Source organism: Siminovitchia jepli, assembly GCF_047228825.1.
In the GTDB taxonomy this organism is placed as follows: Bacteria; Bacillota; Bacilli; order Bacillales; family Bacillaceae_C; genus Siminovitchia.
In genome coordinates this window covers 1-24,609 of record NZ_JBFEGN010000028.1, presented here as the reverse complement: position 1 = coordinate 24,609, position 24,609 = coordinate 1, and the positions used below count along the sequence as shown (strand labels likewise).

The window sequence follows — 24,609 nt, the reverse complement described above, 5'->3', positions numbered from 1 at the left end:
TATATCTATATCATTTAGAATCCAATACTGGAAATGTGTTTTTCACCTAAAGAGCGCATTTTTTCTTCGAATGATTGATACATCTCATAGAACTTATTAAACTCATTCAAGCATTTTTGCCGATCTGCTTTATCAAGCGTTTTGTTTACATTCTTAATGAGCCAGGCTGAGAAAATATCCCGCTGGATTTTTCGTCCGCAGGGAAGGTTGTGGAAGCGGAGCGACAAAGGCTTTTTGACAAATGTATCTGCGATTGGGCAGTACTGACTGGCCTTTACAGTCCAGGTATTGACATAAATCAATTGTCTGCCCTGGTATTTCAGTTTCCGGTCAAGTATCTCCAAAAAGGCGGCAGGTGCCTTGATCCCGATTCGTTTTCCTAACCGGGTTTTGTGCAGCCCGTTGTAGTTCATCCGTTCCGTATATACTTCATTGCCTTCGGAAAGAATTTCATTCGCAAGTTTGTTATGCATCATTTTCCTTGCAGCTGCTATTTTCCGGCAAATCTCCTTTAACTCGTATAGAGTCTTCCAATAACGTTTGGAGCGAATCCATTTATCTTTGTTTCCTTTTTTAAAGGTCCCGTCATCATTGAATTTGTTGGGGTTTGTTGCCCGCCTTGATCGGTCCATCTTCCGGAGCAGGATGCGGCGTTTTCTGTCCAGCTCATCCAAGCCTTTGCAAAACTCTTGTACGTTCACGCTTTTGTCGCTGACTGTGGCTACTGTGGAAATGCCGTTATCAACGCCGACTTTCCCTTCAACCGGTTTCCTCTTTTGGGGCGGGATGCCTTTCATGACCAGCTGCAGATAAAACTTCGTTCTGCCACGGATGATTTTGCGCACAATCCGGCAATAAGCGATTTCATCGTGCAAAGCTGCTTCCAGGTATGGATCTTTACCTGGTTTTGGCATTTCTGCTTTTATTTTTAATCCGTTCCACTCCACAAAGCCGTTTTTGTATCTGATCCCTGATTGATTGGTTTTGCCTTCGAGTGTATGAAAATCTCCATACTTTTTAAAATGGACCTTTTTTGTTTTTGGGTTGAAAAGATAACCTTCGATCGATTCCCAGACATTAAGTGCCATTTTTTGCACGACATGGGCGTCTAAATGCACCTTTTGTTTGTGCTTTTCGTTTTTGGGCTTTTTGCCAAAGAAGTGTTTTCCCATATTCTTGACGGTACGCTCCGCACCGGTTTTGCTGACATCATATGCCTCTCGGATCTCGTTTAATTTTTTTGTGCGTGTCTTGGATTTCTCTTGTTTGAGCCAAAATTGATACGTTTCATCTTTTCTCATTTGTTGAATGTGATCCAGCATTTTTCGCTTGCAGGCGTTATAAATATGGCGGCCGATTTCAAGGCGTTTCTCTAATATATGAACTTGAAAAATCTCCGTTTTGAGGAATAGTTCTACGACATAGTGGGGACCTTTTTTCGCCATATTTACCCGGCCTCCGAACGTAAGTTCTGTATTAATAATATAATATTTAAAAAATAAAAGCAAGGGCCGATTTCTTTTTTAAACCTATGTTTCTGGCATTCATCCCGGCATTGAAATACCGGGCCTTCTGCCAGTTTTTTCCCCACTGATTGTTAGTTGAGCAAATCGGGCTTTTACCGGCAGCAGTCCCCCACTTGCCATCGCCGTTTTACCGCAAATTTTGAAGAGGGGGACTTACTGCCAGTTCAAACGGGGTAAAGCGAAACCGTTTCTTTTTTAACCTGAACATTGTACGATAAACATAAATATTTCAGTTACGTATTGGAGGCTGTAAATCATGCTGACTTTTAACCCGGATGATATGACATCAAAAGATGTATATAAAATGATGACCGGAACGATTGCCCCACGCCCGATTGCATTTGTCACAACCGTTGCAACTGAAAAAGGAGTGATTAATGCGGCTCCTTTCAGCTTTTTTAATATCGTTTCCAGCAAACCGCCGATCATCTCGCTGTCCATCGGCAGAAGAAACGGCGAAATGAAAGACACTTCCCGCAATGCCGTGGCCAGCGGGGAATTAGTTGTCCATATTAGCACGGAACATATCATTAAAGAGATTAACGAAACGGCAGCAACCCTGTCGGCCGATGAAAGTGAATTGGAATTGACTTCCCTTCAAACGGCCAAAAGTACAAAAGTGAATGTACCGGCTGTTGCAGAAGCGAAGGTACGGTTCGAATGTAAAGTGGAGCACCATTACGAAATAAAAAATGATGAAGGCGTGACAGCGGCTGACCTTATTTTGGCACGGATTATTTACATTCATATGGCAGAAGACGTATATGACGCAGAAAAGGGGTATATTCTAACGAACGAACTCCAGCCTGTCGCCCGCCTGGCGGGAAATGAATATGCGGAAATCGGAAAAATTTACAAGCTTATAAGACCAAAATAATTTTCAGGGTCGTTCAGATTGCTTGAACAGAAACACTAAGCAATTAGCCGACGTGTTGTGAATTAAAAAAAAACGCTAAAGGGAGGTATAAAATAGTGCCTGCAATAAAGTTTATCCCATAAAAAAGTATTGATATGTCCAGACGGGACAACATAATGACGGGGAAAATTGATTCATTCGGAGGGATCCCGTCATGGAAAAAAAGAACTATTATAAACCGGCAAAAAAGGCTCCAAAAGAAGGGCTTGAACCAAGCCCTACCGGATACGGGTTCATGTCCGTTACGGAAAACGAAGGGGAAAAGAAACGGAAAGATGATGAAGAAAATGAATCGTTGTATGGAATGGAAAAAGGGACAAGCCTTGAATCTGCAGATTTTCCTGTAACCGACAATCCTTATTTCAGCGATCAGGAAGGGGTGTAGACATGGCAAAAAAAGAAAGATTGAATGAAGAAGCGGCTCCCAATAACAACATGTCTTATGCCGATATACAACGGTCTTTAAACTACGAAACCGCGGAACAGCTTTCCGATGATGGAGAAAGAAACAAGCTGGCCAAAAGACGAGGCTTAACCAAAGGTTAAAGCGCAATAATCAGTGGGGGTTTTTTCATCCCCCACTGATTGTCAGTTGAACCAATCGCCATCTGTCACCACCTCTATCGATTCACCCCAATAGCTTGGCTGCCAACGACTTGGCTTTGGCAGTATCTTTTGTGCCATGGACAAGCAGGCGGCCGTCGCGGAATAAAACAATCCGATGCCCGTCAAATTGACAGGCCACTAGATGCGGGTTGGATATAAGATTTGTTACAATCGGGCGAATGGTTTTGGAAAGCGAGCCGAGCTCCACTGTCCGTTCACGTGACAATGTGATTTGCACCGTATCCCGGCCGCATAAAATTGCTGTTTTCGTTTGTTTCTCTTTGGACAAAAATGGAAATACAGCCTGTTCAGAACAACTTGGACAATCCGGGCGCCGCAGCGGCCTTACATCAATGGCCGCTTGATCGCCCGTCCAAAGATCAAATGATTTCAGCCTGTAATCCACTTCTTCTCCTACAATATATTTGAATGCATTTGCCACCTGATGGGCTGCAACCACCTGGATGATCGGACTGATTACCCCTGCTGTATCACAGGTGAGCGTTTGCGGCGGCAGCGTATTGAGCAGACAATGGAGGCAAGGCCGATCTTTCCAGCCAATTGAATAGATCAGTCCATAACTGGCTACCACTGCCCCCATAAAAAACGGTATATTCACTTTTCTGGACGCATCATTCATTAACAGTCTCGTTTCGATATTGTCTGTCGCATCCACAATCAGTGTTTTTCCCTTGGCAAGCACTTCGGCATTTTCTGCTGTTACATCCGCAACAATCGTTTCAATGTCGACTCCGCTGTTAATCTCGCCAAGCCGTTTTTTGGCTGCAACCGCTTTTGGAAGCTGGTCCATTACATCTTGTTCGGTATAAAGCTGCTGTCTTTGCAAATTGCTCCAATCAAGAATATCCCGATCTACAATTGTCAGTTTCCCTGCTCCTGCACGAACCAGCATTTCGGCACTCGCCGATCCAAGCGCTCCTGCTCCGACAATTAAAATATGGGACTGAGCAATTTTCTTTTGTCCGGATTCACCGATCGGTTCAAATAGCACTTGCCTCGAATAACGGCTATTCACGATGAAAGCAATCCTTCAACCGGACTGCTCGGCACCGCATAATCCCTCTCTTCGATCCGGCCGGCTTCAAATCCGAGCCGGCCGGCTTCAATGGCCAGCTTCATGGCAAGGGCCATCTTCACCGGATCCTTTGCTCCCGAAACGGCAGTGTTTAACAATACGGCGTCCGCTCCCAATTCCATTGCGTAAGCCGCATCCTTCGGAGAACCGATTCCTGCATCAATAATGACGGGAACCGTTGATTGCTCAATAATAAATTTGAGGTTTAAAGGGTTTAAAATTCCCCGTCCCGAGCCAATTGGGGAAGCGCCCGGCATGACTGCATGTACACCGAGTTCTTGCAATCTTTTAGCGAGCACGACATCGTCTGAAGTATAAGCAAGTACAGTAAAACCCTCCTCCAAAAGCATTTCAGAAGCTTTCAGCGTTTCAACAGGGTCAGGAAGCAGCGATCGGTCACAGCCGATAATCTCCACTTTTACCATATCGCATAAACCGGATGCACGTGCAAGGTTTGCCGTCCTGACCGCTTCCTCTGCCGTTTTGGCACCTGCGGTATTTGGAAGAAGTGTATACTTTGTCAAATCAAGCATTTCCAAGAAATTGGGCTGGGAAGATTCAAATACATTCATCCTTCTTACGGCAAACGTAAGAATTTCAGCCTCCGATACGCGAACTGCTTCTTTTTGTATTTCGAATGAAGGGTATTTTCCGGTACCTAACAACAATCTTGAACGAAATGTTTTTTCTCCTATTTTTAACATGCTTATCCTCCTCCTACAAAATGGATCATTTCAATTTCATCCCGTTCACGGATCTGTTTTCCATAATCGGACTTTTGAACAATTTCCTTGTTTACTTCAACGATCACAATCCTTTCGGACAAGCGAAGATGGCCCAGCAAATCATGGACGGTCGACACACTTTCGGGCAGCTTATAAGACTGGCCGTTTAATTTTATTTCCATCTGTCTTCCCCCTCTCATATAATAAACTGGCAAGCCTCATGATAAGATTCCGCGGCAGAGACAGGAACCTCGCTGTCAAAAATCGATGACATGACGGCAATGCCTGCGGCCCCCGCTGCATTCAGTTGAAGAATATGCTTCGGTTGAATGCCTCCAATCGCGTAAATCTCGGTGTCATCATGTTTCTCGGCAATTTCTGATAACTCTTGAAGCCCGCGCGGGGGCAAATGCCTTTTGCTGGCTGTTTCAAATACATGCCCATATAATATCCAATCAGCTCCGCGCCTGATTGCCTGATCAGCCTCTGCCGCAGAATGGACGGAACAACCCGCTAATAGCCGGGGAAACCGGCTTTTTACCATTTGAACATCCAACCCGTGCCCCGGAAGATGCACTTTTCGAATGTTTGCCGCCACAGCTACATCAATCCGATCGTTTATGATAAGCTTTTCGGAAGAGACTCCCCCATTCAATACAAATTGGATCAGCTTCATACATTCATCGGCCGTTTTTGATTTTTCCCTGATGATAAAATGATCGACAAACGGCTCTGCTTCCACCATTATTTTTCCTAATTTTTCGATCGGCCACCTATCATTTGTAACAGCTATCAGCTTCAACGGCATTCCCCCTTTAAACGCAAAAAACCACTTTCCACAAAGGAAAGCGGCCATAATTGTCACACAATCGGCATGCCACTTCCCTCCGCAGGTTCCAGCCTGTTCAGGTGATAAGGGTATCAGAGTACACACTCTTCTCTCAGTCCTTTTTAAGGATTCCCCCAGTGTTTCTTGCATTTATGAATATTCTTGTAATCATGATAGCATTAACCCGGCAAATTTGAAAGCTTCCTAAATTTCTTTTGTGATCTCTTCATAAAATTGGTCATACTGGTCCGCCACTTCAAAGTCCAATGCCGTCAGTCCACGGGCTCTCCAGGAAGAAATTTTGAGGGTCACAAGCTTGTAGTCGATCGATATAAAAGGGTGGTGCTGCGCTTTTTCCGAGGCCTGTGCCACTTTGTTTACAAATTCGATACCTTTTAAATAGTCGCGGAAACGATACTTTCTCACAATCCATTTTTCATCAACAAGTTTCCAATTGCCATTTTTCTCCAATTTCGCCGCTATTTCTTCCTGCGACAACCGCTTCATAAATATCCCTCCAAAATAAGAATATCATCATTTTTGGCGAGCAAAATAAATTTCAATTGGCACGTAAAACGAATGATTGGACGTGCTGTTGCAAACACATTATCATCTTTTATAAGAGAAACCAAGGAGTGATTCAATTGTTAAAATCACCTGACATAAAACTGTTTGCCGGCACCCCGTTGTCTGTTCTCGATTTGGCCCCCATTACAGAAGGAAGCACGGCAACAGAAGCTTTTAAAAACAGCGTGGAATTGGCACAGCATGTCGAACGTTTTGGATTCAATCGCTACTGGCTTGCCGAGCATCACAACATGCCCGGCATCGCCAGTTCGGCTACATCGGTTCTCATAGGACATATTGCAGGCTCCACAAAATCCATCCGTGTCGGAGCGGGCGGGATCATGCTCCCGAACCATGCGACACTTGTCATCGCTGAACAATTTGGAACCCTGGAATCGCTGTATCCCGGCAGGATTGATTTAGGCCTCGGACGGGCGCCGGGAAGCGATCAGGCAACCGCCTATGCACTCAGGCGGACGCTCAACAGGGGAGCTGAAGAGTTTCCGCAGCAGGTGGAGGAGCTGGAGGATTATTTCCATGGCAAAGCACAGGTGCGCGCCATCCCCGGTGAAGGCCTGAAAATTCCGATTTGGCTGCTTGGTTCAAGTGACTTCAGCGCCCGGCTGGCCGCTTATAAGGGGCTGCCATTTTCTTTTGCCAGCCATTTTGCCCCTCAATACACTATACCGGCCATACAGCTTTATAAAAATAATTTTCGTCCATCGGCCACTTTAGACCGCCCTTATGCGATGGTCGGAGTCAACGTGATAGCGGCTGATACGGATGAAAAAGCAGCCTGGCTTGCCACATCCCAACAGCAGCAATTCCTGAGCCTGGTACGCAATATGCCGTCGCAATTAAAGCCTCCAATTGAAGATATAGAAAAAGTCTGGTCGCCTTTTGAAAAGGCATCTGTCGAGCAAACGCTTGATCCAAATTCCACCATTATTGGAAACCCGGATACAGTGAAGCAAAAGCTCAAAGCGTTTATTGACAGGACTGAAGCAGATGAAGTCATCATCAACTCGCAGATCTATTATCAGGAAGACCGTTTGCGCTCGTATGAAATACTGGCCGAAATGATGGACTGATTTTGCCTCAGTGAAAAAGCAGATCTACTCTGTTTTTTATTCCTGACAATTACCAAAGAGCAATTGCACCGTCCGTTCTTGATTCTGTTCCGGCCACCAACACGCCCGTTTTGGGATTTCTCCATATAATTTGTCCCCGGCCGAAATTATTTGTCTCAAGGGCAATCCGAATATCATGTCCCTGGAATGCCAAGCTTTCCGCAAAATGGTGAGGGAAACGATGTTCCACTTCCACCGTTTTCCCTTTAATCCATTGCCAACGCGGTGCATCAAGCGCTGCCTGAGGATGAAGCCCGAAATCTACAGAGTTCATAATCACCTGGACATGGCCTTGGGGCTGCATGAATCCGCCCATTACGCCAAACGGGCCGACCGCTTCATCGCATTTCGTCAAAAATCCGGGGATGATGGTATGAAATGTTTTCTTTCCGCCTTCAAGGGCATTCACATGGTTCGGATCCAAAGAGAAGTTTTTCCCGCGGTTTTGCAGGGCGATGCCCGTGCCAGGGACAACCAAGCCGGAACCAAATCCCATATAATTGCTCTGGATAAAGGAAACCATATTCCCTTCTTTATCGGCAGTCGCCAAATAAACCGTTCCCCCGGTAGACGGCCTGCCCGGTTCCGGCATGCTTGCTTCGGTCGTAATCAGCTTGCGTCTCTCCTCGGCATAGGCATCACTTAAAATTTCCTCCACAGTGTACTTCATATGCTCCGGATCTGTAATATGCTTATATCCATCAACGTAGGCAAGTTTCATCGCTTCAATCTGCTTGTGATACGTATCAAGCGATTCTTTTCCCGTAAACTCAAAACCTTTTAAAATATTCAATGCCTGAAGAGCCACGATCCCCTGTCCGTTTGGAGGAATTTCCCAAACATCATACCCATGATAATGGATGCTGATCGGATCAACCCATTCGGCTTTATATTCCGCCAAATCCTCCTCCGTAATGAATCCCCCTGTTTTTCTTGCGAAAGCAACTATTTTCTCCGCAATCTCACCACGGTAAAAAGATTCTCCGTCTGTTTCCGCGATGGACCGCAAGGTATCGGCATGCCCTTGAGACCGCCATACTTCTCCTACCGCTGGAGGGTACCCATCCGGAGCAAATGTATCGAACCAATGTTTGAATACATCAGCTTTCAGGTCCTCAGAATATTCCATAAATGCTTTTCTCCAAAATCTGCTCAATGTAGGGGAAACTGGATATCCTTCTTCGGCATATGTAATGGCATCTTTCAGCACATCTATTAACGGAAGCTTTCCGAACCGTTTGGAGAGCTCAACCCAGGCACCGGGGGCACCAGGGACCGTAACAGGAAGCCATCCGTACTTGGGCATCTCCTCATATCCAAGCTCCTTTACCTTTTCAATGGATAAGCTTTTGGGTGCCCGTCCGCTTCCGTTCAATCCATGAAGTTTTCCTTTCGTCCATACTAGCGCAAACGCATCGCCGCCAATCCCGTTGGATGTCGGCTCACACACAGTCAGGCACGCTGCAGTCGCTATGGCCGCGTCAATAGCATTCCCTCCTTTTTGGAGGATCCCCAATCCCGCCTGGGCAGCAAGCGGCTGTGATGTGGCGACAACGCCCTTCATGGCATAAGCTGAGTTCCTTGTAATGGGATAAGGGTGTGACAAATGATTAAACGTAATCAATAGACTCTCTCCCCTATTTTCTTTAAAGCGCTATCAACGCACTTTGTACTAAGTGATAAACAAAATGGCCCATACTCCATTTCATCGTACGAAATTAAAAAAATATTGTCAATATAATTCTTGACAAAAAGAAAACAATCATCATATATATCTTTCACTATTATAGATAAACGATATATAATACTTTCGATTTGTTTCCTAATCCAATTTAGTTATCATCATTGCGAAACAAAGAATTGATTCCATTGAACAATATGATTTTCGAAATAAAATTATTCATTTTTCATTGATTCCGTAGAAAATATCGATTATAGTTGTTCATATCGAAAGTTATTTTTAGATTAAACAAACCATTTGATTTTTCAAAAAGGAATGTGAACAATGAAAACCAAAGATAATTTTGATGAAAATCATTTGCCGGCCATGAAATTGAACGAAACGGACAAAAAGATTATTGAAATACTGCTGGACAATGCCAGAATCTCGTATACCGATCTTGCCAAGGAAATCGGCCTGTCCCGAGTAGCCGTTCAATCCCGAATCCAATCGCTGATTGAAGATGGGGTCATCGAGCGTTTTACCGCTGTCGTCAACCCGATTAAAGTTGGCATTCAGGTTTCCGCTTTTTTCAATGTGGATGTAGAACCGAAGTATCTCGACGAAATTGCCGAAAAACTTGCGTTGCATCCGGCTGTCACAAGTCTTTATCATATGACAGGGCCAAGCACCCTGCATATGCACGGCGTCTTTAAAAGCATGAAGGAAATGGAAGAATTTTTGCTTGAAACGCTGTATTCCACCAAGGGAATCATGCGCGTGGATACACAAATGCTTTTAAAACGCTATAAAAGCAGAATGGGGCTTAAACTATAACACTTTGGATTTGAAAAATAGGAGGGATTGGAAATGGACCTCAAGGGATACACGGCATTGTCAGGCGCCATGCTGCGGGCTGGAATATTCGGTTATGGAGGAGGGCCTTCCGTCATTCCTCTGTTCCGTCATGAAGCTGTAACCCGCTATAAATGGATGACAGATCAAGAATTCGGCGAACTGTTGGCATTCGCCAATGCTTTGCCAGGGCCGATCGCCACGAAACTGGCGGCACAGCTCGGCTACCAGCAAAAAGGAGCGTTAGGAGCCGCAGTGGCCATCCTAGCCCATATTTTACCTACAACCATTGCGATGGTCGCTTTACTAGGTGGCCTATACGCTATGAAAGAATCAGTGATTGTTGCAGGCATGATTGCAGCCGTCAGACCGGTGATTGCTGTCCTGCTCGGAATTACCGCTTACGAATTTTGCGCGAAAACCTGGGGAGGGCTTGGAAAAGTGATCGGTGCTGGCTTTGGCCTCCTTGCTTTCTTGCTTCTTGGCATATTAGACGTGCATCCGGCAATCGTCATCATTGCCTTTCTCGCATATGGCACTATCCATATCAGGGTGTCCGAATGGGCTAATAAGAAATGGGGCAAGAAGGAAAGAATGAGGGAAAAAAGCGGGGGAATATCATCATGATGATTTATTGGGATTTATTCTGGGCTTTTTTTGTCGCCAATATTTTGGGTTACGGCGGCGGGCCCGCATCCATACCATTAACACAGCAGCAGGTAGTTGACCATTACGGGTGGATGACCAATACGGAATTCGTTGATATGCTGGCCGTTGCCAACGCCCTTCCCGGCCCGATTGCAACAAAGATTGCCGCTTTTGCAGGATACCAGGAAGCCGGCTGGCTCGGGCTCATTGTTGCCTCCATAGGCACGATAGCACCCTCTGCCATCGCCATCATTGTATTGCTGAAAATATTAAATCAATTTAAACAATCGCCTATCGTCAAAGGGATGACGATGCTGGTGCAGCCGGTAATCGCAGTCATGATGATCCAGCTGACTTGGCAATTCAGCTCCGTCTCCTTCGACTCCATCGGCATATGGCAATCCATTTTTATCGGCGTCATCTCGTTGGTCGCTATTATGTGGTGGAAAATCCATCCGGCGATCATGATTGTGGCTGCATTTGTTTATGGAGGGGTCGTGCTGCCTCATTTTATGGCTTAGAACGAAATGGGGCTGTCCAAAAGTCGAAAAAGCGACTTTTCGGACAGCCCTATTAAAAACCATATAATTAACTCGTCAGCCTATCAGCTTCATCGACTCCAAGATCTGTAATGTCTCTCTTGAAGATCTTGGACATGATGAACATATAAATAATGCCAATCACAACCCAAACGATTCCTCCAATGAATGCATCGGCATGCAAATGCGCCCATAGAACACCCGTAAAAGCCGCACCAAGCGTCGGCATGACGATGTAGGAAAATACTTGTTTCGGAGTTTGGTATTGTTTCTTTTTAAATACAAAGTATGCGATAACGGACAAGTTTACGAAAGTGAACGCTATCAAAGCCCCGAAGTTAATTACAGCAGATACCAGTTCAAGGCTTGGCCCCATCGCAAGCAAGCTGACGAGCCCCACGAATATGACGTTGAACAGCGGCGTTCTGAACTTCGGATGCACGTATCCAAAAAGCCGTTTCGGCAAAACGCCGTTTCTTCCCATAACATACAGAAGTCTGGAAACACTTGAGTGTGAAGCCAGTCCGGATGCGATGGTCGCTGCGAATGCTCCGGACAGGAAGATCAATTGGAATACGACGCCGCCGACATACAATGCAATTTCAGGAAGCGTATCATCGACAACATTGAATACCGAAACGTCAGGGAACAATGTTTGTGCAAAGTATGCACCGATGAAAAATACGGCTCCCCCGATAAGGACAGTGAAAGCGATCGCTTTTGGCATGATATTAATATCCTTTGCTTCTTCCGTGTACATGGTGATCGCGTCAAAACCGATGAATGAGAAGCATACAACAGTTGCACCGGTTAACACGGCGGTTATATGCATGTTCGCCTGGAACAACGGCTGGATAGTTAACAGTGTTCCGGTTCCCATTCCTTTATATAGCTGGATGGATCCCAATACAACGAAAGCAGCCATCAAAACCAAAGTGAAGACAACCAAAATAACGTTGACGCCCGATGTTGATTTCATGCTGATCGCATTGATGACTGTTACAAAGGCGACATAGATAAGCACCCATATCCACGCGGATGCGTCAGGGAAAAGCGATTCCATGTACAGCCTGATGATGACGGCGTTTACAAGCGGCAGGAGTAAATAGTCAAGCAATGAAGCCCAGCCGACAAGGAAGCCCAACCGGGGTCCCATTGTCTCCCTTGTATATGTGTAAGCAGACCCGGCACTTGGAAATACCTGAACCATTTTCCCATAACTGATTGCCGTAAAAAGCATAACGATTAAACCGACGATATATGCCAAGGGGACCATTCCCCCTGTTTGTTTGGAAACGATTCCAAAAGTATCGAATACAACTGTGGGAGTCATATAGCCTAATCCGAGTGCAACGATTGCCCATAAACCGAGAGATCTTTTCAACGTTGCGTTATTTTGCATGTAACAGCCCCCTGGCAAAATTAGATTTGGTATTGTTCGAAGGAAGGATATTTTCCGAAAGCAATCGGAAAATATCAACCATCCAACTTTTTATTGTGAACGATTACACAGGCTTGTAATCCGGACTTTTCCATTCCATTAATGCAGCGTACTTCAATGATTCGGCATCTTGCGGCAAATAGTTTGGCATAATGGCCTTAAATTCAAATCCATTTCTCAGCTGAAATGTCATGACAGGATCATACAGCTCACCCTTGACCACTTTTTCTGCATATTGCTCGGGTGTAAGCTCGTGGGCATGTTTATGATAGTTTGGGATACGCCCTCCAAACAGAATGCTCTCCAAGTTAAAGGCTTTTACAATTTCTCTTCTTGCTTGATACAGCCGCCTTCCAACTTTGAGGCCCCTGTATTCGGGATGAACAACAACTTCTGTTCCATACAGGTTTTTCCCCTGTGGGTTGTGATTTCTTATATATCCTTTGTCTGATATATCGTCGAATGAGTGATCGACCCCATATTCTTCAAAGTTTACGATCACACTTGAACATGATCCGATAATGCTTCCGTCTTCATGTTCAATGACTACCTGGCCTTCGGGGAAAATCTCAATTTGGCTGGCCAAGTGTTCGGGTTGAAAGGGGATTGACGGATCTCCGAACCCGATTGCGGCCATCTCGTTTACTTTATAAATGTCCCGCAGTTCCATGTGTCTGGCCCCTATTTGTTCAAGAGCTTTTGCCAACTCTTCCTTCAAAACGATAGCGCCTCCCTTTTGTTTGTTGGATGGCGCGCAATGTTGGCTTGCACACCATCCACACCCTATATTAATTTTCATAAATGGATACGAACTTTTCTTCCAAGTATTCTTCCAAGCCGTACTTTCCGCCTTCTTTGCCCATTCCGCTTTCTTTGATTCCACCGAACGGGGCTTGAATAACAATCGGAGCCGGATCATTGATGCCAATAATGCCAAACTCGAGTTCTTTCATCATTCTTAAGCCACGGCCCAAGTTTTTGGTATAGCAGTAAGCAGCAAGGCCATACAATGTGCTATTCGCTTTTTCAACCACTTCTTCTTCACTTTCAAACGTGAATACAGGTGCGATGGGTCCAAATGTTTCTTCGGTCGCGATCACCATGTCTTCTGTCGCATTCAAGATGACAGTAGGCTCAAAGAAGTAGCCGTCCCCTTTTTCGTAATTGTAGACTTTACCGCCGGCCACAACTTCCGCATTGTGTTTTATGGCATCTGCCACTTGGTTTTCCATCGTCTCAAGTGCTTTTTTGTTGATTAACGGGCCTACGTCCGTACCTTCTTCCAGTCCATCGCCAATTTTTAGTTCTGCCGTACGCTTGGCAAGCTTTTCTGCAAATTCCTTGGCAATGCTTTTATGTGCATATACACGATTCGTACTGATACATGTTTGGCCGGAGTTTTTGAATTTGGAAAGCATGACACCTTCAACAGCAAGGTCGATGTCCGCATCTTCAAAAACGATGTAAGGAGCATGCCCACCCAATTCCATTGATACTTTTTTCAATGTATCTGCCGAATCACGGACTAACTTTTTACCCACATGAGTGGAGCCCGTGAACGTAAGCTTGCGGACATCGGTACTTGAAGTCAATTCTCTTCCAATTTCTTCTGAAGGTCCGACAACAAGGTTTACTACTCCCTTTGGAAGACCGGCTTCGTGGAAGCATTCGAACACTTTTATGGCAGATAAAGGTGTCTGCGATGCCGGCTTGAGAACAACTGTACAACCTGCTGCAAGTGCAGGTGCAATTTTTCTTGTAATCATTGAAAGCGGGAAGTTCCATGGCGTGATGGCACCGCACACGCCAACCGGCTGTTTGATCACCATCAGGCTTTTATCGTGATGGGAAGCGGGAAGGACATCACCATAGATTCTTTTCGCTTCTTCCGCATACCAGTCCAAATAGCTGATCGCACTTAAAACCTCCCTTTTCGCATCCGGAAGCGGCTTTCCGTTTTCAAGTGTAATGATTTGGGCAAGCTCATCCTCTCTTTCTTTCATGAGCCGAACCGCTTTAAAAAGAAATGCACTTCTTTCGTTTCCTGTTGTTTTCTTCCAGGTTTTAAAAGCTTCTTTCGCTGCGGCAATTGCTTCTTTTGTTTCTTCCGCACCGCAAACGGAAATCGTATCAATCACTTCTAGTGTGGCAGGGTTCGTAACTTGTTGTTTTTTCTCTGTTTCACGCCATTCTCCATTAATGTAAAACATGAAAATGCCTCCTTATCCATACGTTTATTTTAATTTGTTTTTAAAGGCGGTAATTGATTCGTCAAGGATTGAAATGATTGTCTCCACTTCTTTTTTATTAATGATGAGTGGAGGTGCAATGGCGACCCGGTCCATGCCAAGCGGCCTCAAAATAAGCTTTCTGTCAAAGCACTCATCCACAATGGTTGGAGCAGCTTTTATTTCAGGTGCAAACGGTTTGTCATTTTCCCGGTCTTCCCTGAGGTCGAAAGCGGCGAGTAATCCGATTACCCTTGTATTCGTTACAATGTCGTGCTTTTCTTTTAAATAGTCAAGACCTTCACGCATCACTTGTTCCATTTCTTTGACGTTGTCCAAAACATTGTCACGCTCTAAAATTTCAATGTTTTTTAGCGCGACTGCACAAGCCGTCGGATGTCCGCTATATGTGAATCCGTGTGAAAGAACTCCGTTGAAGCTTACGATTGTGTCACGGAATTCCTTGTTCATCACGACTGCGCCAAGCTGAGAATATCCGCTTGTAATTCCTTTTGCGATGCTCATCAGGTCAGGGACAACATCCCAATTTTCAACGCCAAACATGGTTCCCGTACGGCCGAATCCGCAAATGACCTCATCTGCAATAAACAGGATGTTATTTTCATCTGCCAATTTGCGAACAGCCTGCAAGTAGCCTTCTGGGGGAATATTGACGCCGCCAGCTCCCTGTACAGGTTCGATAATGATTGCAGCAATATTGTCCGCCCCTTCTCTTTCGATCGCTGCACGGATGGATTCTTCATAATTCGGATCGGTTTTGTCTCCTTGTTCCGCGTTGACCAGGTGAGCAGTGGCGTGTACGAACAGCCCCGGAATATTGGATCCCGAAAACTCATGGAATGCCTGAAGTGCTGTCGCTGTTTGAGCGCCGATTGTTACACCGTGATAAGCGTTTGTCACGGCAATGATTTTTTTCTTGCTTGGCTTTCCTTTTATTTCCCAGTAAAATCTGGCCAGTTTGAATGCGGTATCATTTGATTCCGAACCTCCGGACGTATAAAACACGGCTTCCAGGCCGCCAGGTGTCATATCGGCAAGTTTTTTTGCCAGTTCGATTGCGGGTTCATTTGAAAAACCTTTAAAAGAGGAAGCATAAGCGATTTTCATCATTTGTTCTCTTGCCGCGTCAGCAAGTTCCGCGACTCCGTGCCCCAAGTTTACATTCCATAACATGGACATTCCATCTATATATCGATCTCCATTTACATGGTCGGCATAAATGCCTTCCCCTCCTGCAAAAATAATAGGCGGCCCCTGTTCTGCAAGCAATTTGGGATCTGTCGTCGGATGGATATAATGTTTTTTATCTAATTCGATCAGCTCTTGAATCTTGGAATTTTTTGCTACTGTACCAGCCATAGCGGCACCTCCATTATTTATTCTTGCCCAAAACATTATGCAAGTTCCGTGCCACATCAGGAGCCGCATTACAGTAATGCACCATCCCTCGATTCAATCACCTTTTGGATCTTGCATACCAGAGGTTCTGCAGTGATTTTCACAAAGTGCTATGCTTATATGAGTTGTATTATTCAATACTGCATAAAAGAATAAGTTGACGGAAATACACCGAAGCAGCCCAATTCTGACATCCGCTTGTCTCGGCTATGATCATTCAGTTTTGAATATTGATATTAACGAACTGAAATATCTTCTTTTTCACGTCTTCGGTTTAATATTTTCTGATATTTTCTGCTGACGGAAGATTGGCTGATGCCAAGTGCCTCCGCTGCTTTTGTTGTTGTCTTGTACAAGTTCATCGCCTGGGAGATGAGCTGTTCCTCAACGGCTTCAAACGCTTCCTGAAGCGGCATGATATTCGTGATGATCGGCTTTACTTTTTTCATCGGCTCATTTAGCTTTAGCACTTGGCCCACGACGCTGGCATCGATCAGTTCGTCGTCTGCTGTAACGACAAGCCGCTCAACGATATTTTGCAGCTCGCGGATGTTACCCGGCCACGTGTAGGCTTCCAATAAATTCAGCGCATCGGGCGTTAAATGGTAATTGCTGTTATGGCGCTCATTCAGCTGTTTAAGGAAATGGTGTGCAATTAAAGGAATATCTTCACTCCGCTCTCTCAAAGGCGGTACATGGATGGGAATGACATTCAGCCGATAAAACAAGTCTTCACGAAACGTGCCGTCCGCCACCATTTCCCGCAAATTTGTATTTGTTGCTGCAATAATTTGAACATCAACCGAGAAGGACTGCGTGCTTCCGACGGGCGTTACTTCGCGTTCCTGCAGGACACGCAGCAGCTTCACTTGCAGCCTTAAAGGAAGTTCCGCAATTTCATCCAAAAAGAGGACCCCTTGGTCTGCCTGTTTAAAGTAGCCGTCTTTCCCTCCGGGATCAGCACCGGTGAAAGCCCCTTTGACATATCCAAACAATTCGCTTTCCAAAAGCATTTCCGGTATCGCTCCGCAGTTTACCTTCAGAAACGGCTTGTCTTTTCTGGCACCAAGCTGGTGAATGGCGTGCGCGATTACTTCTTTTCCGACGCCGGATTCACCTTGGATCAGAACCGTCGATGAAAACTTGGCCACCTTATGAATTTGGGTAACAATATCCTCCATCTTCTGGCTGCAGTAAATTAACTGCCTTTGCAGTTTTTCCCGCGTTCTGATTTGATCGAGCTCTTCCTTATAGCGGGCCGAAATCTTTTTCATCTCACGAAGTTCATCACGGAGGCGTGTTGCTTCGGTAATATCCCGGGATGCTATGATAATCCGTTCTATTTCTCCGTCTTCACCGAGAATGGGATTCCCGACAGCAAGCACTTTCTTCCCGGCCGGCGTTTCCTGTACAACTGAAACTTTCTTTTTCTTTTCCAGGACAAGCCTTGTTACAGAAGGCATAAACAGCCCCTGCTTTTCGAGCTCAATAATATTTTTCCCAACTAGTTCACTTAAATCAACACCCCAAAAGTCCGGAACCGCGTTTTCGCTGAACCTGAGGAGCACCCCCTTCGCATCCACAACCAAAATTTCATCATAAATGCTCGATAAAATGGCATTGAGGTCCTTATTCAAATTTTTCACCGACTCAAGCTCCATCGCCATCTGTTCAACCATCGGCAAATCCTGAACAATAATAATGAGGCCTTCCACATTTTTGCCGTCATTAATAATAGGGCTGTAATCGACAAGCAAACCGGATTCATTTGTTACCTGAATCTGGTTTAATACTGTTTCGCCAGTTAAAAAGACATGTTTTAAATGGTCGGGATCGAAAATAGCACTAGCGGACTGATTGAGCACTTGTTCCGGTGTAAAACGGGTCATCTCCAGGGCAGATTCATTGTAATTGACGATGATTCCACGATTGTCCACAATAAAAATCCCCATCGGAATCGATGCGATCAATACTTTCAAAAAGTTCATATCTTCGCTTTCTTGCTTAAACAATTCAATGAGTAAATCCTCCCGCAGAACGTAGCCGGTGATTGAACCGCTTTCATTTTTGATTAATGAGATATCCTTTCCCAAAACTTGGAAAATGGCAGAAAAAGGGAGGTTTTCCGACAGTGTGCTCAGTTCTGTCACTGGCTGGGCGTATTGCTTCAACTGTTCCAACTGCAACTCTTCATTTTCTCTGTAACGTACAGGCAAATCTCTTAAATGAATATAGCTGCTAATCTCCTGATTCTCCTCCAAAAAAATAAACCGATGATTTTTGGACAATAAGTCATGCCAATTTTGGCCAGGTTCGTCTACAGATAACTTTACGATCGGTTGAATGATATCTTTGGATAAGAAGAACACGTTACCAATCCCTTCACTATGTCTTTTCTTGTCGTTTTTAATATTATAACAGAAAAAATAATATTATTATGTGCTTTTGAAAATAATTATTCAAATTAGCATGAACAAATCCATTCTATGCATAGAATCTTATTTATCGAAAATAGCCCTGAACTATTCTTTTATGAATAGTTTATGCGAAAAGTCATAGGAATTTTGGTTAATCGCAGTGTTTCAAGATATATTATCAATAGTCCGAATATATTCATAGATTGGCACATAATTTGCATTAAAAATTAATAAGTTTTGTCGAAGTGAAATTTTCTGACTTTACAACAGCAACCAAGAAAAAGGAGTGTTACATTTTGAATGATCTTATGGTTAAAATGGACAACGTCGTCAAAAGTTTTGATGGGAACGTTGTTGTCAAAAACATCAATATGGATATCAAGAAAGGAGAATTTCTGACACTGCTGGGTCCTTCGGGATGTGGAAAAACGACGACGTTGCGCATGATTGCCGGATTTGAACAACCGACAGACGGTGATGTATTGATAGATGGAAAAAAGGTGAGCGGCGTTCCCCCGCATAAAAGGGATGTCAATACAGTATTCCAAAGCTACGCCCTTTTTCCCCATATGAATGTGTATGACAATGTGGCGTTTGGGCTAAAGATGAAGAAAAAGGGGAAAGAGGATATAAAACGGCACGTAATGGAAGCGCTTAAACTCGTCCAGCTTGAAGACTTCGTGGAACGAAAGCCCGACCAGCTCAGCGGCGGGCAAAAACAGCGCGTTGCAATCGCCCGCGCCCTCGTCAACAGCCCTAAAGTGCTCCTTCTCGATGAGCCGCTCGGTGCACTTGACCTGAAATTGCGCAAACAGATGCAGGTCGAATTAAAACACCTTCAACAGCAGCTCGGCATTACATTTATATATGTCACCCATGATCAGGAAGAAGCCTTGACGATGTCCGACCGAATTGCGGTCATGAATAACGGCATTATTGAACAGCTTGGAACGCCGGATGAAATATATGAACGGCCCGCTTCCCGTTTTGTTGCCGATTTTATCGGGGAAACGAACCTTTTTGAAGGAAATGTCGTGGAAATAAACGATTCCCATGCCTTCCTTGACTTTTCAGGCCATAAAATCCCCGTTGTCCAGACGAAGCCGCTTTCTTTAAATAGCAAAGTGGCAATGGCTATTCGTCCTGAAAGAGTAAAGCTCCATAAAGAACCGAACGGAAAGGGCTTCGTTATTCCCGGGAAGATCGTCGAGCATATTTATGTCGGATCGATTATAAAAACAGTTGTCGCTTTTCCGGACGGTAACCAATTTACCATAAACGATGCGCCGGAAGTAGCCCATTCATTCGCCGTTGGCCAGGATGTCTTCGTGAACTGGGAACCTGATAAGGCGGTGGTCATTTCATATGAATAGCAACGTGGCTCCCGCGGAAAAATCTCCCGTTATCAAAAAGAATAAGCGAAATCCCGGACGGTTAATGGGAATGGCTTGGACACTTTCCCCCGTCACCTTTTGGCTCGTCTTGTTTTTTGTGTTTCCGCTTCTATTTATTTTGTTGATCAGCTTCGCTACACGCGGTTTATATGGCGGCGTAGAATATACTTTTACAATTGAAAATTATACGCGCTTTTTTGATCCGCTATACTTGAAAATTTTATGGGATTCCATTGTGATTGCCGGATTTACAACACTGATCTGCCTTGTTTTCGGTTATCCTTTTGCCTATATTATTGCGAAATCTCCCAAAAAGTATCGTAACCTTTTGTTGATGCTTGTCATTGTGCCATTTTGGACGAATTCACTTGTTAGAACATATGCCTGGATCGTTCTTTTGCGGACCGAAGGCGTTATCAATATGTTTTTATTGAAAATCGGAATCATTTCTGAACCGCTTGCGATGCTGTATAATCACGGAGCCGTGATGGTTGGTTTGACGTACACTTTGTTCCCGTTCATGGTGCTGCCGTTGTATGCTTCCATTGAACAGCTGGATAAATCTTACCTGGAAGCGGCAAGCGATTTGGGAGCCAAACCGCGGCAGGCGTTTACAAAGATTACGCTGCCGCTCACAATGCCGGGGATTGTTGCAGGCTGCCTGCTCACCTTTATCCCGACACTTGGCCTGTTCTTTATCCCCGACCTGATGGGCGGATCTAAATCATTGTTAATTGGAAACTTGATTAAAAACCAATTCCTGACAGCCAGAGACTGGCCGTTTGGCTCTGCTGCTTCCATGATTTTAATGGTGCTCACATTAATTTTTATCCTGATCTACTTGAGGGTCGGCGGCAACAAGAAAGGGATCGAGGTGATATAGATGGATCTCCGATTTAAAAGCTTGCCATCTATCTTGTATGCAATTTTTATTTACAGCTTTTTATATGTACCCATTATTGTCTTAATCGTCTTTTCTTTTAATAAATCGAGATTGAATGCCGTTTGGACTGGATTTACGTTCGAATGGTATGGCAAGCTGATGCAAAACACCGATGTGCTCGCGGCAGCCAAAAACAGTTTAACTGTAGGTGCCGTCTCCACCATTGTCGCCACCATGATAGGTACAGTGGCAGCAGTTGGCATGTATCGCTATCACTTCAGGGGCAAAACCGCCTTGGACGGAATGCTTTATTTACCGATCATTATACCGGAAATTGTCATGGGGATTTCCCTTCTCGCGTTTTTCGCTCTTGCCAATATTCCTCTTGGCATCATGACGCTCGTCATTGCCCATATCACATTTTGTATCCCGTTTGTCGTCGTCATCGTACGGGCAAGATTGGAGGGATTTGACCGTTCCATGGAGGAAGCGGCGAGAGACTTGGGAGCAAATGAATGGCAAACCTTCACCAAAGTAACCTTGCCCATTATCGGTCCGGGTATCATGGCTGGCGCGCTGTTATCTTTCACTCTTTCGATTGACGATGTGATCATCAGCTTCTTCGTCGCCGGTCCAAGCAGCACAACGTTGCCTTTGAAAATTTTCTCGATGGTGAAGTTCGGCGTATCTCCTGAGATCAATGCCCTATCCACATTGATGCTTGTGATTACCCTGTCAATTGCTGTATTTGCTCAACTCAGACTAAACAAATAAAAAAAAGCCGATTCAATTTGAAATGGCCGGTACTTCAGCAAGTACCGGCTATATTAGAAAATAAAATTTTTTAAAAGTTAAAAAAAGGGGGAATATTGTGTATTTTTCCAGGAAAACCGGCAAGTATGTCTTTTTTTGATTATGGCATTCATTGTCGGGACCGTCGCAATGGGATGCGTTAAAAGCGGCACTTCCGGGGGATGAGGCCGGTTCAAATGACGGCGAGGATGGAGAGCTTTCAGGCGAGCTGAATTTATTTATTTGGTCTGAGTACATGCCTGACAAGATACTCAAACAGTTTGAAGAAGAAACTGGAATAAAAGTCAATTACAATGTTTATTGGTCCAACGAAGAAATGCTTGCCAGGATCAGCGCCGGTGCAACAGGTTATGATCTTTCAGTGGCAAGTGATTACATGGCAGAAATCATGAGGAAGCAAAACCTGCTTGAAAAGGTGGAGAAGGAAAACATCACCAATCTTGATAATCTGGACACTGAACTTTTAAACCCAGACTACGATCCGGGTAATGAATATTCCATCCCTTATATGTGGGGAAATGTTGTGATTGCCATCAATGAAGATAAAGTTGATAAGGAAATCACCAGCTTTGAAGATTTATCGAATTCAGAGTTTAAAAACTCCCTCGTTGTACTCGACGATCAAAGGATTCTAATCGGTATCGGCAATAAACTTCAAGGCGAGTCGATAATTCAACTGATTCCAAAGTCATTCAAAAATCGAAAGACCTGTTAATGGACTTACTGCCAAACATCAAGGCATTTGACAGTGACAGCCCGAAAACAATGCTAGTTAACAGCGAAGCCAAAGCAGGAATAGTCTGGGGCGCAGAGGCCTATTTGGCAGAAAAAGAAAACCCATCCATTAAAACGGTACTTCCTGATGAAGGAACAAATATTTGGTTCGACAACTTTGTCATACCTGCCGGTACGCCAAACAAAAAGAATGCTGAGACCTTCATTGACTTTATTTTAAAACCCGAGGTCACTGCGGAAATTATCGAAGACTTCCCGTACGCCAATCCGAACCTGACGGCACATGAGCTGATTGACGAAGATATCATGACACACCCTGCCGTCTATTCCAACGAAAAATTCTTGGAGAAGAGTGAAATTTTTAAAGACATCGAGGACGCCATCCTGGAATATGACCGCGTTTGGTCTAAAATCAAGCAGTAAAAGATTAGCGTATATTTTGACGCTTTGCATAAGAGGAGGTCGTACTATATGAAAAAAAGGATTGGCAATATCATCGCAGCCATGGTCATCACCTTCCTGCTGACAAGTATCTTCTTATCAGGCTGCGGAACAGGTAATACTTCTGGTGGAAACGAATCAAAAGAATTGAATGTTTTTAACTGGACAGAGTACATTCCTGAAATCACCATTAAAAAGTTTGAAGAGGAATATGGCGTAAAAGTGAATTACAGCATGTTCTCATCCAATGAAGAAATGTTGGCAAAAGTGGCGGCAGGCGGAGGCGTTTATGACCTTACAATGGCGAGTGATTATATTGTCCCTGCCATGGTTGAACGCGATATGATAGAACCGGTTGATTTATCAAATATCCCGAATTTTAAAAATCTTATAGATGACTATATTGATCAGGATTTTGATCCGGGAAATAAATATTCTGTACCTTTCATGGGGAATACTTTGTCCCTTGGTGTCAACCCGGATTCAATCGGGGTTGATGTATCCGAAATTAAACGCTACACCGATTTATGGACCCGAAATTGAAAAATAAATTAGTTGTCTTGGATGACCAGCGCATGATTATCGGGATGATCCTTAAGTCTCTCGGGTACAGTGCAAATGATACAGATCCGAAACATCTGGACGAAGCCAAGAAAAAAATGGTTGAACTCATTCCAAATATCAAGGCGTTCGACAGTGACAGTCCGAAGCAGATGATGGTGAATGGGGAAGCTTCCGTAGGGCTCGTATGGGGTCCGGAAATTGCCTTGGCCCAGAAAGAAGGAGCGAACTTCGAAACCATTATTCCTGAGGAAGGTCTCCTGATCACGATGGACAATTGGGTTATTCCAAAGGACGCAAAGAATAAGGAACTGGCAGAGAAGTTTATCAACTTTATTTTAGAGCCTGAAATCAGTGCGGAAATTGCTGAGCATCAGCCGTATATCAATCCGAACAAAGAAGCACGCAAACTGATTGATGAAAATATTCTTAATAATATCGCCATTTATCCGCCTGAAGAGGAAATGGAACGTCTTGAGTATATCGAGGATATCGGTGAAGCGATCCAGTTATACGACCGTGTCTGGTCGGAAGCGAAAGGAACACAATAGTCTGATACTTAGAAGAGGCCAACTTTCCTATCTTTTTAAATGTATATGATTAAATATTCAATAACACCCAAATAGTCTATCTCTATAGAGAGGAGTCGGCAAATGTTAAAATAGGATATCAGCGATTTGCATGGCCATTTGCCTTTTTATTGCTAATCAATGTCATTTTAACGGGCTGCGGTGAAAAAAGCCCTCCGAAAACTCAGGAGGCATCCGGTGGAGCAGGTATTTCAGGAGAATTGAACTTATTTAACTGGTCGGAGTACATGCCGGACAGTGTGATTGCGAAGTTTGAGAAAGAATATGGAGTAAAAGTGAATTACAGCGTATATTCATCCAATGATGAAATGCTGGCAAAAATCAATGCGGGCGCTTCAGGTTATGACATCGCCGTCGGAACCGATTATATGGTGGAAATTATGAGGGATGAAGGCTTGCTTGAACCGATAAACCTGGATAACATCACCAATTTAAGCAACATTGATGATCAATTCCTGGACAAGTCATTCGATCCCGGAAATAAGTATTCTGTCCCTTATATATACTCTCGGTATTCCAAACGAGTAAATTCCTGAATTCCCAAAAATTTACTGGAAATGGAGTGTAATCTGATGAGGAGATGGTCATTT

General features: G+C 44.3%; 27 protein-coding genes and 1 riboswitch. Of the genes, 15 read left to right on the top strand and 12 right to left on the bottom strand.

Translation table 11 applies throughout. The annotated features are described in order from the left end of the window. Nucleotides 1-14: 14 nt before the first annotated feature. Nucleotides 15-1,445 carry an RNA-guided endonuclease TnpB family protein gene (locus tag AB1L08_RS11215; protein WP_413064739.1) on the bottom strand — a complete coding sequence of 477 codons (1,431 nt, stop codon included), beginning with the start codon at nucleotides 1,443-1,445 and terminating at the stop codon, nucleotides 15-17. Between the two features lie 337 nt (nucleotides 1,446-1,782). Between AB1L08_RS11215 and AB1L08_RS11210 the strand changes: the two genes are divergently transcribed. From AB1L08_RS11210 to AB1L08_RS11200, 3 genes are all read left to right on the top strand, one after another. Further along, nucleotides 1,783-2,403 carry a flavin reductase family protein gene (locus AB1L08_RS11210; RefSeq protein ID WP_413064738.1) on the top strand — a complete coding sequence of 207 codons (621 nt, stop codon included), beginning with the start codon at nucleotides 1,783-1,785 and terminating at the stop codon, nucleotides 2,401-2,403. A 193-nt stretch (nucleotides 2,404-2,596) separates the two neighbouring features. Then, entirely contained in the window at nucleotides 2,597-2,827 is a 231-nt protein-coding gene (locus AB1L08_RS11205) for a hypothetical protein (RefSeq protein WP_413064737.1), read from the top strand. Between the two features lie 2 nt (nucleotides 2,828-2,829). After that, nucleotides 2,830-2,988, top strand: coding sequence for a hypothetical protein (locus tag AB1L08_RS11200; protein WP_413064736.1), 159 nt, complete (start codon nucleotides 2,830-2,832; stop codon nucleotides 2,986-2,988). Nucleotides 2,989-3,070: 82 nt separating this feature from the next. On the opposite strand, the gene AB1L08_RS11195 is transcribed toward AB1L08_RS11200, so the two are convergent. From AB1L08_RS11195 to AB1L08_RS11175, 5 genes are all read right to left on the bottom strand, one after another. Beyond that, nucleotides 3,071-4,084 carry a ThiF family adenylyltransferase gene (locus AB1L08_RS11195; protein WP_413064735.1) on the bottom strand — a complete coding sequence of 338 codons (1,014 nt, stop codon included), beginning with the start codon at nucleotides 4,082-4,084 and terminating at the stop codon, nucleotides 3,071-3,073. Then, a complete protein-coding gene (locus tag AB1L08_RS11190; RefSeq protein ID WP_413064734.1) occupies nucleotides 4,081-4,848 on the bottom strand; it encodes a thiazole synthase in 768 nt (255 codons plus the stop codon). The genes AB1L08_RS11195 and AB1L08_RS11190 overlap by 4 nt, the downstream gene beginning before the upstream one ends. Before the next feature lie 2 nt (nucleotides 4,849-4,850). Continuing rightward, nucleotides 4,851-5,051 (bottom strand): sulfur carrier protein ThiS, encoded by a 201-nt coding sequence (gene thiS / locus AB1L08_RS11185; protein ID WP_413064733.1) that lies wholly within the window; start codon nucleotides 5,049-5,051, stop codon nucleotides 4,851-4,853. 14 nt (nucleotides 5,052-5,065) lie between these two features. After that, nucleotides 5,066-5,671, bottom strand: coding sequence for a thiamine phosphate synthase (locus AB1L08_RS11180; RefSeq protein ID WP_413064732.1), 606 nt, complete (start codon nucleotides 5,669-5,671; stop codon nucleotides 5,066-5,068). Between the two features lie 63 nt (nucleotides 5,672-5,734). After that, a riboswitch (TPP riboswitch) is annotated at nucleotides 5,735-5,844 on the bottom strand. 58 nt (nucleotides 5,845-5,902) lie between these two features. Next, complete coding sequence (locus AB1L08_RS11175) at nucleotides 5,903-6,205, bottom strand: 4a-hydroxytetrahydrobiopterin dehydratase (protein ID WP_413064731.1); 303 nt, start codon at nucleotides 6,203-6,205, stop codon at nucleotides 5,903-5,905. A gap of 137 nt (nucleotides 6,206-6,342) precedes the next feature. Here AB1L08_RS11175 and AB1L08_RS11170 point away from each other — a divergent pair, with 137 nt between their 5' ends. Beyond that, the gene (locus AB1L08_RS11170; RefSeq protein ID WP_413064730.1) at nucleotides 6,343-7,356 is read left to right on the top strand and encodes an LLM class flavin-dependent oxidoreductase; all 1,014 of its coding nucleotides are present in this window, start codon (nucleotides 6,343-6,345) and stop codon (nucleotides 7,354-7,356) included. Between the two features lie 49 nt (nucleotides 7,357-7,405). Here the strand turns inward: AB1L08_RS11170 and AB1L08_RS11165 are convergent, their stop codons facing one another. After that, on the bottom strand, nucleotides 7,406-8,959 hold the full coding sequence (locus AB1L08_RS11165; protein WP_413064755.1) for a gamma-glutamyltransferase family protein: 1,554 nt from the start codon (nucleotides 8,957-8,959) through the stop codon (nucleotides 7,406-7,408). Between the two features lie 441 nt (nucleotides 8,960-9,400). Between AB1L08_RS11165 and chrS the strand changes: the two genes are divergently transcribed. Genes chrS through chrA form a run of 3 tightly spaced genes read left to right on the top strand, consistent with a single transcriptional unit; the run spans nucleotide 9,401 to nucleotide 11,079 of the window. Then, nucleotides 9,401-9,892: a chromate efflux transcriptional regulator ChrS gene (gene chrS / locus AB1L08_RS11160; protein WP_413064729.1), complete on the top strand. Its 492-nt coding sequence runs from the start codon at nucleotides 9,401-9,403 to the stop codon at nucleotides 9,890-9,892. Between the two features lie 33 nt (nucleotides 9,893-9,925). Then, nucleotides 9,926-10,537 (top strand): chromate efflux transporter ChrB, encoded by a 612-nt coding sequence (chrB, locus tag AB1L08_RS11155; RefSeq protein WP_413064728.1) that lies wholly within the window; start codon nucleotides 9,926-9,928, stop codon nucleotides 10,535-10,537. Beyond that, nucleotides 10,537-11,079: a chromate efflux transporter ChrA gene (chrA, locus tag AB1L08_RS11150; RefSeq protein WP_413064754.1), complete on the top strand. Its 543-nt coding sequence runs from the start codon at nucleotides 10,537-10,539 to the stop codon at nucleotides 11,077-11,079. Before chrB ends, chrA begins: the two co-directional genes overlap by 1 nt. A gap of 67 nt (nucleotides 11,080-11,146) precedes the next feature. Here the strand turns inward: chrA and AB1L08_RS11145 are convergent, their stop codons facing one another. From AB1L08_RS11145 to AB1L08_RS11125, 5 genes are all read right to left on the bottom strand, one after another. Beyond that, entirely contained in the window at nucleotides 11,147-12,499 is a 1,353-nt protein-coding gene (locus AB1L08_RS11145) for an APC family permease (RefSeq protein WP_413064727.1), read from the bottom strand. Between the two features lie 103 nt (nucleotides 12,500-12,602). Next, nucleotides 12,603-13,256 (bottom strand): GNAT family N-acetyltransferase, encoded by a 654-nt coding sequence (locus tag AB1L08_RS11140; protein ID WP_413064726.1) that lies wholly within the window; start codon nucleotides 13,254-13,256, stop codon nucleotides 12,603-12,605. A gap of 70 nt (nucleotides 13,257-13,326) precedes the next feature. Then, the gene (locus tag AB1L08_RS11135; protein WP_413064725.1) at nucleotides 13,327-14,748 is read right to left on the bottom strand and encodes an NAD-dependent succinate-semialdehyde dehydrogenase; all 1,422 of its coding nucleotides are present in this window, start codon (nucleotides 14,746-14,748) and stop codon (nucleotides 13,327-13,329) included. Nucleotides 14,749-14,772: 24 nt separating this feature from the next. Then, nucleotides 14,773-16,146 (bottom strand): aminotransferase family protein, encoded by a 1,374-nt coding sequence (locus AB1L08_RS11130; protein ID WP_413064724.1) that lies wholly within the window; start codon nucleotides 16,144-16,146, stop codon nucleotides 14,773-14,775. A 275-nt stretch (nucleotides 16,147-16,421) separates the two neighbouring features. Further along, nucleotides 16,422-18,554, bottom strand: a complete 2,133-nt coding sequence (locus AB1L08_RS11125) for a sigma 54-interacting transcriptional regulator (protein WP_413064723.1) — start codon at nucleotides 18,552-18,554, stop codon at nucleotides 16,422-16,424. Between the two features lie 344 nt (nucleotides 18,555-18,898). Here AB1L08_RS11125 and AB1L08_RS11120 point away from each other — a divergent pair, with 344 nt between their 5' ends. The 8 genes from AB1L08_RS11120 to AB1L08_RS11085 all read left to right on the top strand — a co-directional run bounded on the left by AB1L08_RS11120 (nucleotide 18,899) and on the right by AB1L08_RS11085 (nucleotide 24,555). Then, on the top strand, nucleotides 18,899-19,975 hold the full coding sequence (locus AB1L08_RS11120; protein ID WP_413064722.1) for an ABC transporter ATP-binding protein: 1,077 nt from the start codon (nucleotides 18,899-18,901) through the stop codon (nucleotides 19,973-19,975). Nucleotides 19,976-20,039: 64 nt separating this feature from the next. After that, entirely contained in the window at nucleotides 20,040-20,879 is an 840-nt protein-coding gene (locus AB1L08_RS11115) for an ABC transporter permease (protein WP_413064753.1), read from the top strand. After that, nucleotides 20,880-21,653: a spermidine/putrescine ABC transporter permease PotC gene (gene potC / locus AB1L08_RS11110; protein ID WP_413064721.1), complete on the top strand. Its 774-nt coding sequence runs from the start codon at nucleotides 20,880-20,882 to the stop codon at nucleotides 21,651-21,653. A gap of 151 nt (nucleotides 21,654-21,804) precedes the next feature. Continuing rightward, nucleotides 21,805-22,407 carry an ABC transporter substrate-binding protein gene (locus tag AB1L08_RS11105; protein ID WP_413064720.1) on the top strand — a complete coding sequence of 201 codons (603 nt, stop codon included), beginning with the start codon at nucleotides 21,805-21,807 and terminating at the stop codon, nucleotides 22,405-22,407. Further along, nucleotides 22,407-22,850 carry an extracellular solute-binding protein gene (locus AB1L08_RS11100; protein ID WP_413064719.1) on the top strand — a complete coding sequence of 148 codons (444 nt, stop codon included), beginning with the start codon at nucleotides 22,407-22,409 and terminating at the stop codon, nucleotides 22,848-22,850. The genes AB1L08_RS11105 and AB1L08_RS11100 overlap by 1 nt, the downstream gene beginning before the upstream one ends. Before the next feature lie 48 nt (nucleotides 22,851-22,898). Next, on the top strand, nucleotides 22,899-23,411 hold the full coding sequence (locus tag AB1L08_RS11095) for an ABC transporter substrate-binding protein (RefSeq protein WP_413064718.1): 513 nt from the start codon (nucleotides 22,899-22,901) through the stop codon (nucleotides 23,409-23,411). Continuing rightward, the gene (locus AB1L08_RS11090; RefSeq protein ID WP_413064717.1) at nucleotides 23,408-23,980 is read left to right on the top strand and encodes an ABC transporter substrate-binding protein; all 573 of its coding nucleotides are present in this window, start codon (nucleotides 23,408-23,410) and stop codon (nucleotides 23,978-23,980) included. The genes AB1L08_RS11095 and AB1L08_RS11090 overlap by 4 nt, the downstream gene beginning before the upstream one ends. A 239-nt stretch (nucleotides 23,981-24,219) precedes the next feature. Next, a complete protein-coding gene (locus tag AB1L08_RS11085) occupies nucleotides 24,220-24,555 on the top strand; it encodes an extracellular solute-binding protein (RefSeq protein WP_413064716.1) in 336 nt (111 codons plus the stop codon). Nucleotides 24,556-24,609 lie beyond the last annotated feature (54 nt).